Below are 14,112 nucleotides of genomic sequence, written 5' to 3' on the forward strand. Positions count from 1 at the left end.
CATGGAAAAGCGCATCACGCTGGGTGCAGAGCAGACCCTCTATCAGGCAGCCAGCCTGCATCAACAGCTACTGGAAGCCAGCCGCGACGCTGACGACCTGGTACTGGACTTGTCCCAGGTCAGCGAAATGGACTGTGCTGCGGCTCAGGTGCTGTTATGGCTGCAAGCCCGCCAGCAACGGCAGCAACACGGATTGCGACTGAGCCAGCCCAGCCAGACAGTGCTCAGCTTTGTCCGGCTGATGGGCCTTGACGCATTGCAAGCCTGCCTGGAGAGCGATGATGGATCTTGAACAGGCCCGGCTATCCTTTCTGCAAGAGTCCGCCGAACTATTGGAAGAAATGGAAGGCATCCTGCTGGATGCCGAAGCCGACAACATCACCGCCGAGCAGCTGGGTGCATTGTTCCGGGCCATGCATACCATCAAGGGTTCGGCCGGGCTGTTCGGGCTGGAGGACATTGTTTACTTCACCCATCAGGTAGAAGACCTGCTGGACCAACTGCGGGATGGCAGCTTGCAGCTGGACGCCGAACTGGACGGCCTGTTGCTACGCAGTCATGACCACGTCAAGGCCCAGCTGGCGGCACTGGAAGGCGGCATCCCGCCATCCGCGGAAGAACAGGCCGGCATACTGGCCGATATCGCTGCGGTGATGCAGCACGGCAGTGACACCTTGCAGTATGCAAGCGGCGAACATCTGGAGCCGCCCCCAACCGGGCAGCCCCGCAGTGAATGGCTGCTGTCGCTGCGCTTTGGGCCGGATGTACTGCGCAACGGCATGGACCCGGCGTCCTTCATTCGCTATCTGGGCACCCTGGGGGAAATCCAGGCCATTGCCAGCTGCTGCCCGGGACTGGCAGCAGAAGGCGATGAGGACCGGTTTGACCCGGAGCGCAACTACCTGCGGGTGGAAGTGCAATTTTGTGGTGCTGTCGATGCGGCGCAGCTGGAAAGCGTGTTTGCCTTCGCCAGCGAAGACAGCCAGTTCATCATCAGCCCGCGCCAGCAACTGGACAGCCACTTGCAACAGGCGCTATCCGCCGGCGATGCCGCCGAACAACAGGCCGCCAGTGAAATCTGGCAACAATGGGGCCTGTGGCAGCCCCCGACAGCCAGTCCGCCCTTAACCGGGGCGGATGATGCAGCGCAGGCAACCGTCGCAGCAACGGCCGCACCAAAGACCGGCAAAAACAGTGAAAGCCGCTTCATCAAGGTGGAAGCGGCCAAGCTGGACCAACTGATCAACCTGGTGGGCGAGCTGGTGATTGCCGGTGCAGCCAGCCACCTGCTGGCCAGACAGCATGGCAATGCGTCATTGCTGGAATCCACCTCGGTGCTGGCCGGACTGATCGAACAAATACGCAGCCAGACCCTGGGCATGCGCATGGTGCCCATCGGAGAATGTTTCAGCCGCTTTGGCCGGGTAGTGCACGATGTAAGCCAGGCGCTGGGCAAGGACATCCGCCTGTTTGTCAGCGGTGCGGATACCGAACTGGACAAATCCATGGTGGACAAGCTGACCGACCCGCTGACCCATCTGGTACGCAATGCCATCGACCATGGCATCGAGGACACCGCGCAGCGCCGTGCAGCAGGCAAGCCGGAAGCCGGTCGCCTGTGGCTGGATGCGTATCACGAATCCGGCAGCGTGGTGATTGAAGTGGCCGATGATGGCCGGGGCCTGAACCAGCACACCATCCTGGAAAAAGCACGACAACGCGGCCTGCTTACCAGCGACCGGGAACTGGCGGAACAGGACATCTACCGCCTGATTTTCGAGCCCGGCTTTTCCACCGCCGCCGCCATCAGCAACCTGTCCGGCCGCGGGGTGGGGCTGGATGTGGTGAAGCAGAATATTGCCCAGCTGCGCGGCACGGTGGAAGTGGAAAGCGAAGTTGGCCTGGGCAGCACCTTCCGCCTGCGTTTGCCACTGACCCTGGCCATCATTGACGGCTTTCTGGTCACGGTAGGCGCGGCCACCTTCGTGGTTCCGCTGGACTGCATTGCCGAATGCATTGCCCTGCCGCAAGACTGCCAAACCGCCGCGGCTGCCGGTTATATCAACTTGCGTGGCGAAATGCTGCCCCTGCTGTGCCTGCGTCGTTTTCTGGGACTGGAAGGCCAGCCGGGGCGGCGCCAGAACGTGGTCATCATCCAGACCGGCGAATACAAGGTCGGCTTGCTGGTGGACGCCCTGCATGGCGAATACCAGACCGTCATCAAACCGCTCAGCCCGCTGTTCCAGCATCTGAAAGCCATCAGCGGTTCCACCATCCTGGGCAGCGGGGAAGTGGCCCTCATTCTGGACGTGCTGGCCTTAAGCGAGCACGCGCGCAGTCTGGAATACGCACACCATCAGCACGCGGCCTCTGGCCATCCGTCATCCAACATTCTGTCTGCGGGGAAAACAACATGAAATCAACACAATCCATGCGGGTCACCACGCGGTTGAGTCTGGGGTTTGGCAGCATTCTGCTGTTGCTGGTGTTGTGTGTGCTCGTTGCCCTGAACGGATTTGCCCGCAACAGCGCCATGCTGTCCAACATGCGAATCAACGACCGGGATGCCGCTCGGGTTTCCACGCTGATCGAGCAGGCACAAGAGTTACGGGTGATCTACCGCAACATCATCATTTACCCTGATCTGCACGCCATCAACATGGCAGTCCAGCAATACAATCAGGCAAAACAGCGCTATCTGGACACCGAACAGCTCACCCAGCGCGACATGCTGGCCGAAACCGGGCTGACCCAGCGAGAGCGTGACTTATTGAGCCAACTGGCCAAAGTCCGGCCAATCGCCTTCAACCTGATGGACAAATCCGAAGCGCAGGCAGCCATCAATGAAAAGGAAGCGGCCACCCGCATCATGCAAGCGGAAGTGACACCCGCCATGAGCCAGCTGATGGAAGTGCTGCGGCAGCTGTACGACACCGAACTGCGGCTGAACGAACAGGCCCGGCAGGAAAGTGAAGTGGAAATGCAGCAGGCCCACCGCATCATGCTGCTGCTGTCGGTGGCTGCCATTGTGCTGGGTAGTGTACTGTCCTGGCTGACCGTACGCGCCCTGCGCCGTACCCTGGGTGGCGAACCACAGGAAGTGGCCCACATCATGCAACAGCTGGCTGCCGGCAAGCTGGATGTGCAGCTGCCGCTACGCAAGGGAGACCAGCACAGCATGATGCATGCCATTGCCCGCACGGTTCACACCCTCACCACGATCATTCTGGAAGTGAAAAATGGCGCCGCTAACCTGGCCTCGGCCGCCCAGCAGCTGAATGCCACCTCGGAATCGCTGGCGCAATCGGCCAGCGAATCGGCTGCGGGCATTGAGGAAACCACCGCAGCCATTGAAGAAATGTCCGCCGCCATCAGCCATAGCAATGACAATGCGCGGGTGACCGAAGGACTGGCCGAACAGGCTGCCCGCGAAGCCCGGCAAGGTGGCGATGCCGTACGCCAGACCACGGCGGCCATGCGGCAGATTGCCAAGCGGATCAACATCATCGACGACATTGCCTACCAGACCAACTTGCTGGCACTCAATGCCGCCATCGAGGCCGCCCGTGCCGGAGAGCACGGCCGCGGCTTTGCCGTGGTGGCCGGAGAAGTGCGCAAACTGGCAGAGCGCAGCCAGGTGGCGGCCCAGGAAATCAGCCAGGTTGCCGCCAACAGTGTGGAACTGGCCGACGATGCAGGAAAGCTGCTGGATGGCATGGTGCGCTCCAGCGGCCGCACCGCCGATCTGGTACAGGAAATTGCAGCGGCCACCAACGAACAGGCTACGGCGGTGAACCAGATCAGCAGCGCCGTACAACAACAAAACAGCACTACCCAGCAAAATGCCTCCGCCAGCGAAGAGCTGGCCTCCACCGCCGAGCAAATGAGCAGTCAGGCCGAGCATCTGCTGGAGCTGATGCGTTTTTTCCAGTGCGAGGAGCGCGCAGCGCATCCAGTCCGTCCGTCCATTGCACCGGACATGGATGATGGCTCCGGTTTTAATACTTACTAGGCCGGACGATATGGGAGCCCCACGCCATTGGCGACAGCCGACTGCCACGACAAACGGCATGCAAAGCGATGCGCCGGCAGAGGCCATGCTGCAATGTCTGCGCTTTCGCTGTGCCGCCACCACACTTGGTATCTTGCTGCATCAGGTATGCGAACTGCTGGAATACCAGCCGCTGACACCCTTCCCTACCATGCCGGCGCCGCTATGCGGCTTGCTCAACCTGCGCGGCAACGCCGTGCCGGTCATCGACCTGGCGCAGCGACTGGGCTTGCCCGCCACCGTGCCGCAACGCCGCAGCTGCATCATCATTCTGCAACTGGCCCTGCCATTGCAGATCCGCGAGCTGGGCATGCTGGTGGATGAAGTACTGATGGTGGAAGACATCCAGCGTCAAGATATTGAAGCGGCACCGCCCCTGGAACCCTTGATGTCCACCGGCATGCTGGCCGGCATGATTCGCGAAACCACAGGCTTTACCTTGTTGCTGGATGCCAACCACCTGCTGAGCCATCACACCCTGGGCAGGCTGGCCCAGGATTTGACCGCCAGCAGCACCGACCCCGCCTGCGGAGCTGACGATGACTGAAACACCTGCATCGCCCGACAGCCAATACCTGTGCTTCCAGCTGGGCACGCAATACTTCGCCTGCAATATCCTGCAGGTGCGCGAAATCCTGCAATACCAGCGCCCGACCACTATCCCGCAAATGCCGGGCTTCATTCATGGGGTGATGAATCTGCGTGGCAGCGTGCTACCGGTCATCGACCTGGCCCAGCGGCTGGGCCATGGGGCAGGTCGCGTTCTGCGCCGCAGCTGCATTGTCATTGTGGAAACCGCGGCCAGCCGTGGACAGGTCCTGGGACTGCTGGTCGATGCGGTACATGAAGTCATCACCCTGCCCGTGACCAACATCATGCCGCCACCGCCATTTGGCAACCCGATCCGGCCCGACTTCATTTCCGGCATGGTCATGCAGGGCGAGCGCCACATTCTGCTGTTGAACATGGAACAAGTGCTGTCACTGGAAGAGATGATCGCCCTGGCAAAACCGGGTCTTTGTCAGATAAAGGCGGCAATCACCGGTGCGGTGAACTAGATTGGGTTAAGCAGTTTGTTGCAACCCGCCATGTCGGGCGGGGTGAGATAGCCACTGGTCAGAACATCATGCCGAACAATGCTGACAAGGAAATTTTCCTCCACCCCGGAGAATGGGCATTTGCAGCAGGCCATGTCCGCATCAGCACCCTGCTGGGTTCATGCGTCGCCATTGTGCTGTGGCATCCACAGCTGCAACTGGGCGGGATGTGCCATTACCTGCTGGCCCGGCGCAATGGCCAAAGTGACACCTTGTCCGGCCGCTACGGCGATGAAGCCATGCTGCTGTTGTTGCGCGCCGTACTGGACTGCGGCAGGCCGCTGCGGGAATTCCACTGTCACCTGCTGGGTGGGGCATCGGTACTAGCGTATCCCGATGGCGATCATCAGCACGATGTGTCCGGGCACAACATCGAACAGGCCCGCCAGATGGCACGGCAACTTGATTTGCAAGTGCAAACGGAAAACCTGGGAGGCAGTTGTCCTCGCATGGTGGTTCTGGATGTGCAAACAGGCGAGGTGCGGGTTCGCCTGTCCCAGGAAAGCGAGCTGCCAGCGCTGACAACAACAAGGAAAAAAGCATGAGCATCAATGTCATGATCGTGGACGACTCCGCCGTGGTACGTCAGGTGCTAAGCGAAATCTTTACCGCCAGCAGCGGCATCAATGTGATGGATGTCGCCACCGACCCCATCATGGCCATGGAAAAAATGAAGCAGCGCTGGCCGGATGTCATCGTGCTGGACGTGGAAATGCCACGCATGGACGGCATCACCTTTCTCAAGCAGATCATGGCCAGCCGCCCCACCCCGGTGGTGATCTGCTCCTCGCTTACCCAGAAAGGGGCCGACATCAGCGTGCAGGCCATGGCAGCGGGGGCGGTCGAAGTCATTGCCAAACCCCACGCCGGCGTGAAGCAGTTTTTGCAAGACAGCAACAATCTGCTGGTACAAGCCGTCAAGGCTGCCGCCAATGCCCGCATGAGCCGCATGCGTACCCTGCCGCCCACACCGCTGGAAACCCGCCCCAAACTGTCTGCCGATGCCGTGCTGGCCGCTCCCACCGGGCAGCAAATGTTCCAGACCACCGAGCGCATTGTCGCCATCGGCACCTCCACCGGCGGCACCCAGGCACTGGAAGCCATTCTCACCAAACTGCCGCGCACCTGCCCTGGCCTTGCCATCGTGCAGCACATGCCGGAAAAATTCACCGCATCGTTTGCCGAACGGCTGGACCGTCTATCAGAAATCGAAGTGAAAGAAGCCGCCACCGGCGATCGCATCCTCCCGGGGCGGGCGCTGATTGCCCCAGGCGGCAAGCACATGATGATCAAGCGCAGCGGGGCCTACTACCAGGTGGAAGTGGTAGACGGGCCGCTGGTCAGCCGTCACAAGCCATCGGTCGATGTACTGTTCCGCTCGGCCGCCAAATTTGCCGGGCGCAACGCACTGGGCATCATCATGACCGGCATGGGCGATGATGGCGCGCGTGGACTCAAGGAGATGCATGATGCAGGAGCCACAACCATTGCCCAAGACGAAGACAGCTGTGTGGTGTTCGGCATGCCCAAGGAGGCCATCAAGCTGGGCGCTGCCGACGAAGTGATGCCGCTGGACAACATTGCCAAGGCCATATGTCGCTGAAGGAGACGCCAAGCATGCAGCCTGCCGACATGCAAGATGTCCTGATCGTGGAAGACAGCAACTTGCACCGACAACTGGCCAGCGAAATCTGCCAGCAACTGGGTTTTAGCAGCGTGCGCCATGCGGGCAACGGTGAAGAAGGCATGGCCATGATGCGCCAGTGCGTGCCGGACTTGCTGCTGCTGGACCTGGAAATGCCGCGCATGGATGGCGTACAGGTCATGCAGCAGTTGGCGGCAGAAAAGCTGACACCGCACATCATTCTGACGTCCGGCAAGGATTACATGCTGATTTCTACCCTGGAACTGATGGGTGCCGGTTTGGGCCTGCCCGTGCTGGGTGGGCTGAAAAAGCCCTTGAACAAAAACCAGCTGCAAGACCTGCTGCAACGCCTGTGCCCGCAAGCCGGGAAAAACCGTGAAGCCTGCCCGCTATACGAAGCAGCCCGCGTGCGCGAGGCACTGGATCTGGGGCAGATCATTCCCTACTACCAGCCCAAGATTGACTTGAAAACCGGGCACATCAAGGGCGCAGAAATGCTGGCCCGCTGGCAGCATCCGGAATGCGGGCTGATTCCGCCTGCGAGCTTCATTCCGGTCATCGAACAGCACGACTGGGACACCGACCTGACCCTGTCCATGCTGGATCAGGGATTGCAGCAGTGGCAGGAATGGGCGCGGCAAGGCTTGCGCCTGCCCTTGTCGATCAATCTGTCCGGCCGGTCCTTGCATGGCAGCAGTCTGAGCGAGGCGGTGGAAAAACGCTTGCAACGCAGCAAGGTGCCAACGCGTTACATCACCTTTGAAATTACCGAAACCGCCATCTCCGACAGCCTGACCGACGCCATCGGCATTGCAGCCCGCCTGCGGCTGGCCGGTATCGGCCTGTCGATTGATGATTTTGGCACCGGCTTTGCCACCTTCCAGCAACTGACCCGTTTTCCGTTTACCGAACTGAAAATCGACCAGTCACTGGTAACCGCCATTGCCGACAAACCGCATTTGCAGGCCATCACCGACAGCATCATCGAACTGGGCAGCCGCATGCAGTTATGCACCGTGGCCGAAGGCATCGAAACCCAGCAGGACCTGGAGATCATGCAGCAGCATGGCTGCCAGTTGGGACAAGGCTATTTCATTGCCCGCCCGATGGCCGCTGCCCAGCTGCTGCCCTGGGCCAAGCAACATCAGCCCGGCCTGAACCTGACGCAACGCACACCGGGCTGAACGCCGCCGCGCCGCTCAGTCTAGGGCAGCGTCCACAACGGCGGCTCATCCATCAGCGCAATCTGTTCGCGCAGGGACAGGATTTGCTCCTCCCAGAAACGGGGCGCAGCGAACCAGGGGAAAGCCTGCGGGAAAGCCGGGTCATGCCAGCGCCGCGCCAGCCAGGCGGCATAATGCAGCAAACGCAGCGTGCGCAGGGCTTCTACCAGATACAGCTCACGCAAATCGAAGTCGCAGAAATCCTCGTAGCCAGCCAGCACGTCGGCTAACTGGCCTGATTGCTCTTCACGCGAACCGGACAGCAGCATCCAGATATCCTGCACCGCAGGGCCCATGCGGCTATCGTCAAAATCGACAAAGTGCGGGCCGTCGTCCGTCCACAGCATATTGCCCGGATGACAATCGCCATGCAGGCGTAACTGGCGCACTCCTCCTGCCCGGTCAAAACAGCGACGCACACCATCCAGCACCTGCGATGCCACGCCGCGATAGACCTCGCGCAAATCCGCAGGCACCACAGCGGCATCCAGCAGATATTGCACCGGCTCCTCGCCAAAGCTGAAGATGTCCAGTACAGGGCGCTCTTGGTAAGCCTCTACCTGCCCCAGCGCATGGATGCGCCCCAGAAAGCGGCCTATCCATTCCAGCGTATTGCTGTCGCTCAGCTCTGGCACACGTCCGCCGCGACGGGCAAACAGGGCAAAGCGGATGCCCTGGAAATCATGCAGGCTGGCTCCGTCAAACAGCAGGGGTGGGACCACGGGGATTTCCCGCTCGGCCAGCGCCAGACTGAAAGCATGTTCTTCCAGAATCTGCGCATTGCTCCAGCGTGCCGGTCGATAAAACTTGGCCACCAGCGGCGGGCCGTCTTCCATGCCCAGCTGGTACACACGGTTTTCATAGCTATTGAGTGCCAGCAGGCTGCCAGAAGCACGCAGGCCCAGGCTTTCTACCGCGTCCAGCAGCACATCCGGCGTCAGGCCGGCAAACGGGGGCGTGGTTTCTTGTGTCATGGGCGCATTATACGTGCAGTTCAGTCATCGCTATCCATCTCTGCTCGGAGTCGGCTAGTATCCAGAATGCAAGACCACCCAATCGCAGGAGACTGCCATGCACACCAACAACCCGCGTCACGATAAAAACCTGTTGTCACTGCCTGCAGTTATCGCCGAATCCACCTGGAGCGGCTGGCAATGCATTGCCAACACCCTGCATCGGCAACGTTGCGAAAGCGCGGATGATCGCCCCGCCGGCTTGCGCCACATGCTCGGATGGCTGGCCGGTAATCTTGTTCTGGTGGGGCTGCTCTATCTGCTCTATCGATTTTCCCGTTTCTGAATCGCCATCATGTCGCTGAAAACCCTGTATTCGCGCCTGCCATCGGTAGACCGGCTGCTCAACCACCCGCTGCTGGAAAAACTGATTGACCGCCATGGCAATGCCGCGCTGGCCGCCGCCGTGCGCCAGACGCTGGACGAAGCCCGCCAGCATATCCGCAATAATCACAGCCTGCCGCAATGGGCTGAGGATGAAGGACTGCTGGTTCACGCTGCCAGTCAGCGGGTTTCTGCACGCCAGCAAGTACAGATGCGGCCGGTGTTCAACCTCAGCGGCACGGTGCTGCATACCAACCTGGGACGCGCACCGATGGCTGAAGAAGCGGTGGCTGCCGTCAGCCGAGCCATGCGCGAAGCGGTAACCCTGGAATACGATCTGGACGGTGCAGGCCGAGGCCACCGCGACAGCACCATCAGCGCGCTGCTGCAAGAGCTGACCGGTGCCGAAGCGGCTTGTGTCGTCAACAACAATGCCGCCGCCGTGCTGATCATGCTGTCCACGGTGGCAGCCGGGCGCGAAGTGATTGTGTCACGCGGCGAACTGGTGGAAATCGGCGGGGCCTTCCGCATGCCGGACGTGATGCGCCAGGCAGGCTGCCGCCTGGTGGAAGTGGGTGCCACCAACCGCACTCATCTGCGCGACTACAGCCAGGCCATCACCCCGGACACCGGCCTGCTGATGAAGGTGCACACCAGCAATTACCATATCGAGGGCTTCACCCAAAGCGTGAACGAAGCCGAACTGGTCACATTGGCGCACCAACATGGCTTGCCGGTGGCGACCGATCTGGGCTCTGGTGCTCTGATTGACCTTTCCGCCTATGGCTTGCCAGCCGAGCCCATGCCACAGCAAATGATTGCCCAGGGTGTCGACCTGGTTAGTTTCTCCGGCGACAAACTGCTGGGGGGGCCGCAAGCCGGGCTGATCATCGGCAAACAAAGCTGGATAGACAAAATCCAGAAGCATCCGCTCAAACGCGCCCTGCGTTGCGACAAAATGACACTGGCGGCGCTGGAGGCCACCTTGCGCCTCTACCTGCAGCCGGACAAGCTGGTACAGCAGCTGCCCACCCTGCGCCGCCTCACCCGGCCACAAGCTGAAATCCGTCAACTTGCGGAGCGTCTGTTACCCACACTGAGTAGCTACGCCGGCAGCGGTTTTGACCTTGGCAGCAGCGCCTGCCTGTCGCAAATCGGCAGCGGCTCGCTGCCGGTAGACCGTCTTCCCAGCTGGGCCATCACCTTCAGCCCATGTGACGGACGCGGGAGCACACTGGAAGCGCTGGCCCAGCAATTGCGCAGCCTGCCCTCTCCGGTCATTGGCCGCCTGTACGATGGCAAGCTGTGGCTGGACCTGCGCTGTCTGGAAGATGAAAGCGCTTTTCTTGCCAACCTGCAGCCAGCAGACGGTGCCAGTCAGTCCCCTTAACCGTGCCAGCGGCTCCAGCCGACAATCAGCACCAGAGCGGCCACACCCCAGCTACAGGTAGCCGCTGCCAGTGCCCACGGCAGGCGCAAACGGTCCAGCAGACAATACAGGCTGAACAGGTAGACGAAATACGGCAGCAAGGACCACATGCCAAACAGTACCGTGGTCTTGAGGGCCAGTGCGCCACGTTCGCTGCCGACAATATAGTGGGCGATCAGGGCAAAGGTGGGGAACAGCGGCACCAGGCCAGCAATATAGTAATTGCGCGAGCGGGACAACAGGCTGATCAACACCACAGCCAGTGCACCCAGCAAAGACTTGAGCAACAGTGCCAAGATCATTCCTGAAATAAATGCGGACGGCGGCTATTCTGACATGAACCAGCACAACTGCTGAATGCACATTATTCTTATTATTGTTTTTATTTACCAAACAACAACATCCAATTAAGAAAAACTTAAGACAGCTATGGCATACTGCACATCCCACCCGCTTTGAAACAGACAGCCATGACCTTGCACACCAGTCATTCTCCTCAGGAAACCACGGACGAAGCCACCCGCAACAAGGCTGCGCATCGCAGCACCATGGTCAGCGTATGGGTCAATATCGTGCTGGCCACTGCCCAGGTATTGATTGGCGTGTTCGCCAAATCACAGGCGCTGGTGGCAGATGGTGTGCACTCCTTGTCCGACCTGCTGTCAGATTTTGTTGTCCTCTTGGCCGGCCATCACAGCCGCAAGGCACCGGATGCCGATCACCAGTATGGCCACCAGCGTTATGAAAACGCTGCCTCGCTGGTACTGGGCGTATTGCTGCTGGCCGTCGGCATCGGCATGTTGTGGTCCGCTGCCGTGAAGTTTCATGACCCGTCCTCCATCCCCACCGTGCACAGCGTTGCCCTGTGGGTGGCCATCGTAGCGCTGGTCAGTAAAGAGCTATTGTTCCGCTTCATGCTGGCGGTGGCACAACGCGTCCGCTCCAGCATGCTGGTGGCCAATGCCTGGCATGCACGCTCCGATGCAGCCTCCTCGCTGGTGGTGGCCATTGGCATCATCGGTAACCTGATGGGCTACCCGATACTGGACCCGGTCGCCGCCCTGATTGTCGGTTTCATCGTGGGCAAAATGGGCTGGAGTTTCGCCTGGAGCTCGCTGCACGACCTGATGGACCGCGCGGCCGATGCGGAAGAAAGCGCAGCCATCCGCCAAACCCTGCTGGCCACCAAGGGGGTGCTGGCCCTGCATGATTTGCGCACCCGCAAAATGGGTGACCTGATTCTGGTGGATGTGCACCTGGAAGTGGATGGCAACATGAATGTGTTTGAAGCACACGATATTGCCGAGCGGGCACGCGATGAGGTCATGCGTGCGCATCCGGTACTCAATGTGATGACCCATATCGACCCGGTTGGTCTGGAACATCCGGCAGACCGCTCAGTCGCATGATTTTTGCCACAGCCGGCCATGTCGACCATGGCAAGACATCCCTGCTGACCGCGCTGACCGGCCACGATGCCGACCGGCTGCCGGAAGAGAAAAAACGCGGCATGACCATAGACCTGGGCTATGTCTACCTGCCGCTGGACGATGGTCGCATTGCCGGTTTCATTGACGTTCCCGGTCATGAAAAATTTCTGGGCAACATGCTGTGCGGACTATCCGGTATTCCGCATGCCCTGCTGGTGATTGCAGCCGACGACGGCATCATGCCGCAAACGCGCGAACATCTGGCGATTCTGCAACTCAGTGGCATTCCCCGGCTCACCGTGGTCATCAGCAAATGTGACCTGGTAGATGAAGCCAGCCTGCAGGCGCAAGGCCGTGCAGTGCGCCACTGGCTGCAGGACAGTCCCTGGCCGTATGCGCCGCTGTTTCATGTCTCCAGCCAACAAGGCCTGGGCATTGCACAATTGCGCCAGTATCTGCTGGACAGCCTGCAGCCGCCCCGCCCACCGCAGGGGCAACGCTTCCGCCTGGCCATCGACCGCGCCTTCACCCTGAGCGGTGCCGGGCTGGTGGTCACAGGCACCGCACTGAACGGCCAGGTGTCCGTGGGTGACAGACTATGGCTGAGCGGACTTGATACCCAGGTACGCGTACGTAGCCTGCATGTACAGAATGCCACCGCGCAATCTGGCCAGGCAGGACAACGCATTGCACTGAACCTGGCCGGAGACGTACAAAAGCAGGACATCCAGCGCGGAGACTGGCTGTTTGACACTCGCCCCCCCGCGCCCAGCCAGCGCATCACCGTTCAGCTACATGCCATTGATGCCATCAAGCACTGGCAAGCTGTACATATCCACCACGCGGCACGCCACATCACCGGCCGTGTTTGCCTGCTTGATCACAGCCAGTTAGCCGCCACGGACAACGGTTTGGCCGAACTGGTACTGGATCAGCCCTTGTGGCTGGCCGATGGCGACCGGCTGATCCTGCGTGATGCCAGTGCTCGCCACACCATCGCCGGGGCCCAGGTGCTGGAACTGCAAGTACCTGAGCGGGGGAAGCGCCAGGCAACACGACTGGACTATCTGCGGCAATTGCTTGACCCGACACAGACACTGGCAGCGCAGCTGCAAAGGCAAAGCGAACAACAGGCCGTGGCACTGGATGCTTTCGCCTGGGCCAAGCAGCTGGACACCCAAGCCATGCAGTCCCTGTTGCAAACCAGCCCGGGCCAACAGGTAGAAGGCTGGCTCTATCACCCGACACATTGGCAGTCGCTGCAAAACAGCGTGCTGGAGCGGCTGGCCATGTTGCATCAGCAACAACCGGATCAACTGGGTGCCAGCCGGGGACGGCTGCGCCGACTGGCCCTGCCCAAACAGCCAGAAGCCGCTGTCCAACGGCTACTGAGCCAACTACTGCAACAAGGCCAGCTATGTCAGACACGTGGCTGGCTGCACCTGCCGGGACATGTGCTCAGTTTCAGCGCACAAGAACAAGAACAATGGCAGCGCCTGGCCCCCTGCTTTACCAGCAAGGAACCGCAATGGGTGCGCGACCTGGCCCACCAGCACGCCATGGAAGAAACAGACATGCGTCGCCTGCTGCACAAGGCTGCCCGGCTGGGACACGTGGTCGCCGTGGTGCAAGACCGCTATTTCGCCACACAGCACGTACACCAGATGGCCGACATCATCCGCGCACTCTGTGAGCAGCACGGCCATGCCGATGCCGCCAGCTTCCGCGACCAGTTGGGCTGTGGCCGCAAGCTGGCCATCCAGATTCTGGAATTTTATGACCGCAGCGGCTTTACCCGCCGCCTGGCAGACCGCCACCTGTTACGGGAAAGCATGCTGTTTGGCAGTGCCAGCCTGCAGGCAGAAGCCCCCGCTGCAGGCCATCAGTGAAACCGCTATAA

Annotated in this window: 14 protein-coding genes; 12 read left to right on the forward strand and 2 right to left on the reverse strand. The window is 60.6% G+C overall.

The annotated features are described in order from the left end of the window. Nucleotide 1: 1 nt before the first annotated feature. The 8 genes from HWX34_RS03750 (at nt 2) to HWX34_RS03785 (ending at nt 7,977) form a co-directional block, all read left to right on the forward strand. Nucleotides 2-292, forward strand: coding sequence for a lipid asymmetry maintenance protein MlaB (locus tag HWX34_RS03750; RefSeq protein WP_178971052.1), 291 nt, complete (start codon nt 2-4; stop codon nt 290-292). After that, nucleotides 279-2,417, forward strand: coding sequence for a chemotaxis protein CheA (locus tag HWX34_RS03755; protein ID WP_178971053.1), 2,139 nt, complete (start codon nt 279-281; stop codon nt 2,415-2,417). The genes HWX34_RS03750 and HWX34_RS03755 overlap by 14 nt, the downstream gene beginning before the upstream one ends. Next, a complete protein-coding gene (locus HWX34_RS03760) occupies nt 2,414-4,012 on the forward strand; it encodes a methyl-accepting chemotaxis protein (RefSeq protein ID WP_178971054.1) in 1,599 nt (532 codons plus the stop codon). The genes HWX34_RS03755 and HWX34_RS03760 overlap by 4 nt, the downstream gene beginning before the upstream one ends. A gap of 58 nt (nt 4,013-4,070) precedes the next feature. Continuing rightward, complete coding sequence (locus HWX34_RS03765; protein ID WP_178971055.1) at nt 4,071-4,598, forward strand: chemotaxis protein CheW; 528 nt, start codon at nt 4,071-4,073, stop codon at nt 4,596-4,598. Beyond that, nucleotides 4,591-5,109, forward strand: a complete 519-nt coding sequence (locus tag HWX34_RS03770; protein ID WP_178971056.1) for a chemotaxis protein CheW — start codon at nt 4,591-4,593, stop codon at nt 5,107-5,109. The genes HWX34_RS03765 and HWX34_RS03770 overlap by 8 nt, the downstream gene beginning before the upstream one ends. 68 nt (nt 5,110-5,177) lie before the next feature. Continuing rightward, the gene (locus HWX34_RS03775; protein WP_178971057.1) at nt 5,178-5,693 is read left to right on the forward strand and encodes a chemotaxis protein CheD; all 516 of its coding nucleotides are present in this window, start codon (nt 5,178-5,180) and stop codon (nt 5,691-5,693) included. After that, nucleotides 5,690-6,751 carry a chemotaxis response regulator protein-glutamate methylesterase gene (locus HWX34_RS03780; RefSeq protein ID WP_178971058.1) on the forward strand — a complete coding sequence of 354 codons (1,062 nt, stop codon included), beginning with the start codon at nt 5,690-5,692 and terminating at the stop codon, nt 6,749-6,751. The genes HWX34_RS03775 and HWX34_RS03780 overlap by 4 nt, the downstream gene beginning before the upstream one ends. 14 nt (nt 6,752-6,765) lie before the next feature. Next, on the forward strand, nt 6,766-7,977 hold the full coding sequence (locus HWX34_RS03785) for an EAL domain-containing protein (protein WP_178971059.1): 1,212 nt from the start codon (nt 6,766-6,768) through the stop codon (nt 7,975-7,977). Between the two features lie 20 nt (nt 7,978-7,997). Here the strand turns inward: HWX34_RS03785 and HWX34_RS03790 are convergent, their stop codons facing one another. Next, nucleotides 7,998-8,990: a serine/threonine protein kinase gene (locus tag HWX34_RS03790; protein ID WP_178971060.1), complete on the reverse strand. Its 993-nt coding sequence runs from the start codon at nt 8,988-8,990 to the stop codon at nt 7,998-8,000. Nucleotides 8,991-9,087: 97 nt separating this feature from the next. Here HWX34_RS03790 and HWX34_RS03795 point away from each other — a divergent pair, with 97 nt between their 5' ends. Further along, complete coding sequence (locus tag HWX34_RS03795) at nt 9,088-9,315, forward strand: hypothetical protein (RefSeq protein WP_178971061.1); 228 nt, start codon at nt 9,088-9,090, stop codon at nt 9,313-9,315. A gap of 9 nt (nt 9,316-9,324) precedes the next feature. Further along, the gene (gene selA / locus HWX34_RS03800) at nt 9,325-10,743 is read left to right on the forward strand and encodes an L-seryl-tRNA(Sec) selenium transferase (protein WP_178971062.1); all 1,419 of its coding nucleotides are present in this window, start codon (nt 9,325-9,327) and stop codon (nt 10,741-10,743) included. Here selA and HWX34_RS03805 read toward each other — a convergent pair. After that, the gene (locus tag HWX34_RS03805) at nt 10,740-11,078 is read right to left on the reverse strand and encodes a GlpM family protein (protein ID WP_178971063.1); all 339 of its coding nucleotides are present in this window, start codon (nt 11,076-11,078) and stop codon (nt 10,740-10,742) included. The genes selA and HWX34_RS03805 overlap by 4 nt on opposite strands. 174 nt (nt 11,079-11,252) lie before the next feature. On the opposite strand from HWX34_RS03805, the gene HWX34_RS03810 reads away from it, so the two are divergent. After that, nucleotides 11,253-12,191, forward strand: a complete 939-nt coding sequence (locus tag HWX34_RS03810) for a cation diffusion facilitator family transporter (RefSeq protein ID WP_178971064.1) — start codon at nt 11,253-11,255, stop codon at nt 12,189-12,191. After that, entirely contained in the window at nt 12,188-14,101 is a 1,914-nt protein-coding gene (gene selB, locus HWX34_RS03815; RefSeq protein WP_178971065.1) for a selenocysteine-specific translation elongation factor, read from the forward strand. The genes HWX34_RS03810 and selB overlap by 4 nt, the downstream gene beginning before the upstream one ends. Nucleotides 14,102-14,112 lie beyond the last annotated feature (11 nt).

Source organism: Aquitalea sp. LB_tupeE, from assembly GCF_013391415.1.
Taxonomy (GTDB): domain Bacteria; phylum Pseudomonadota; class Gammaproteobacteria; order Burkholderiales; family Chromobacteriaceae; genus Aquitalea.

What these genes read in the sequence shown, in the direction of transcription:
- HWX34_RS03750 (WP_178971052.1), top strand. Translation starts at nt 2, where the DNA reads ATGGAAAAGCGCATCACGCTGGGTGCAGAGCAGACCCTCTATCAGGCA.
- HWX34_RS03755 (WP_178971053.1), top strand. Translation starts at nt 279, where the DNA reads ATGATGGATCTTGAACAGGCCCGGCTATCCTTTCTGCAAGAGTCCGCC.
- HWX34_RS03760 (WP_178971054.1), top strand. Translation starts at nt 2,414, where the DNA reads ATGAAATCAACACAATCCATGCGGGTCACCACGCGGTTGAGTCTGGGG.
- HWX34_RS03765 (WP_178971055.1), top strand. Translation starts at nt 4,071, where the DNA reads ATGCAAAGCGATGCGCCGGCAGAGGCCATGCTGCAATGTCTGCGCTTT.
- HWX34_RS03770 (WP_178971056.1), top strand. Translation starts at nt 4,591, where the DNA reads ATGACTGAAACACCTGCATCGCCCGACAGCCAATACCTGTGCTTCCAG.
- HWX34_RS03775 (WP_178971057.1), top strand. Translation starts at nt 5,178, where the DNA reads ATGCCGAACAATGCTGACAAGGAAATTTTCCTCCACCCCGGAGAATGG.
- HWX34_RS03780 (WP_178971058.1), top strand. Translation starts at nt 5,690, where the DNA reads ATGAGCATCAATGTCATGATCGTGGACGACTCCGCCGTGGTACGTCAG.
- HWX34_RS03785 (WP_178971059.1), top strand. Translation starts at nt 6,766, where the DNA reads ATGCAGCCTGCCGACATGCAAGATGTCCTGATCGTGGAAGACAGCAAC.
- HWX34_RS03790 (WP_178971060.1), bottom strand. Translation starts at nt 8,990, where the DNA reads ATGACACAAGAAACCACGCCCCCGTTTGCCGGCCTGACGCCGGATGTG.
- HWX34_RS03795 (WP_178971061.1), top strand. Translation starts at nt 9,088, where the DNA reads ATGCACACCAACAACCCGCGTCACGATAAAAACCTGTTGTCACTGCCT.
- selA (WP_178971062.1), top strand. Translation starts at nt 9,325, where the DNA reads ATGTCGCTGAAAACCCTGTATTCGCGCCTGCCATCGGTAGACCGGCTG.
- HWX34_RS03810 (WP_178971064.1), top strand. Translation starts at nt 11,253, where the DNA reads ATGACCTTGCACACCAGTCATTCTCCTCAGGAAACCACGGACGAAGCC.
- selB (WP_178971065.1), top strand. Translation starts at nt 12,188, where the DNA reads ATGATTTTTGCCACAGCCGGCCATGTCGACCATGGCAAGACATCCCTG.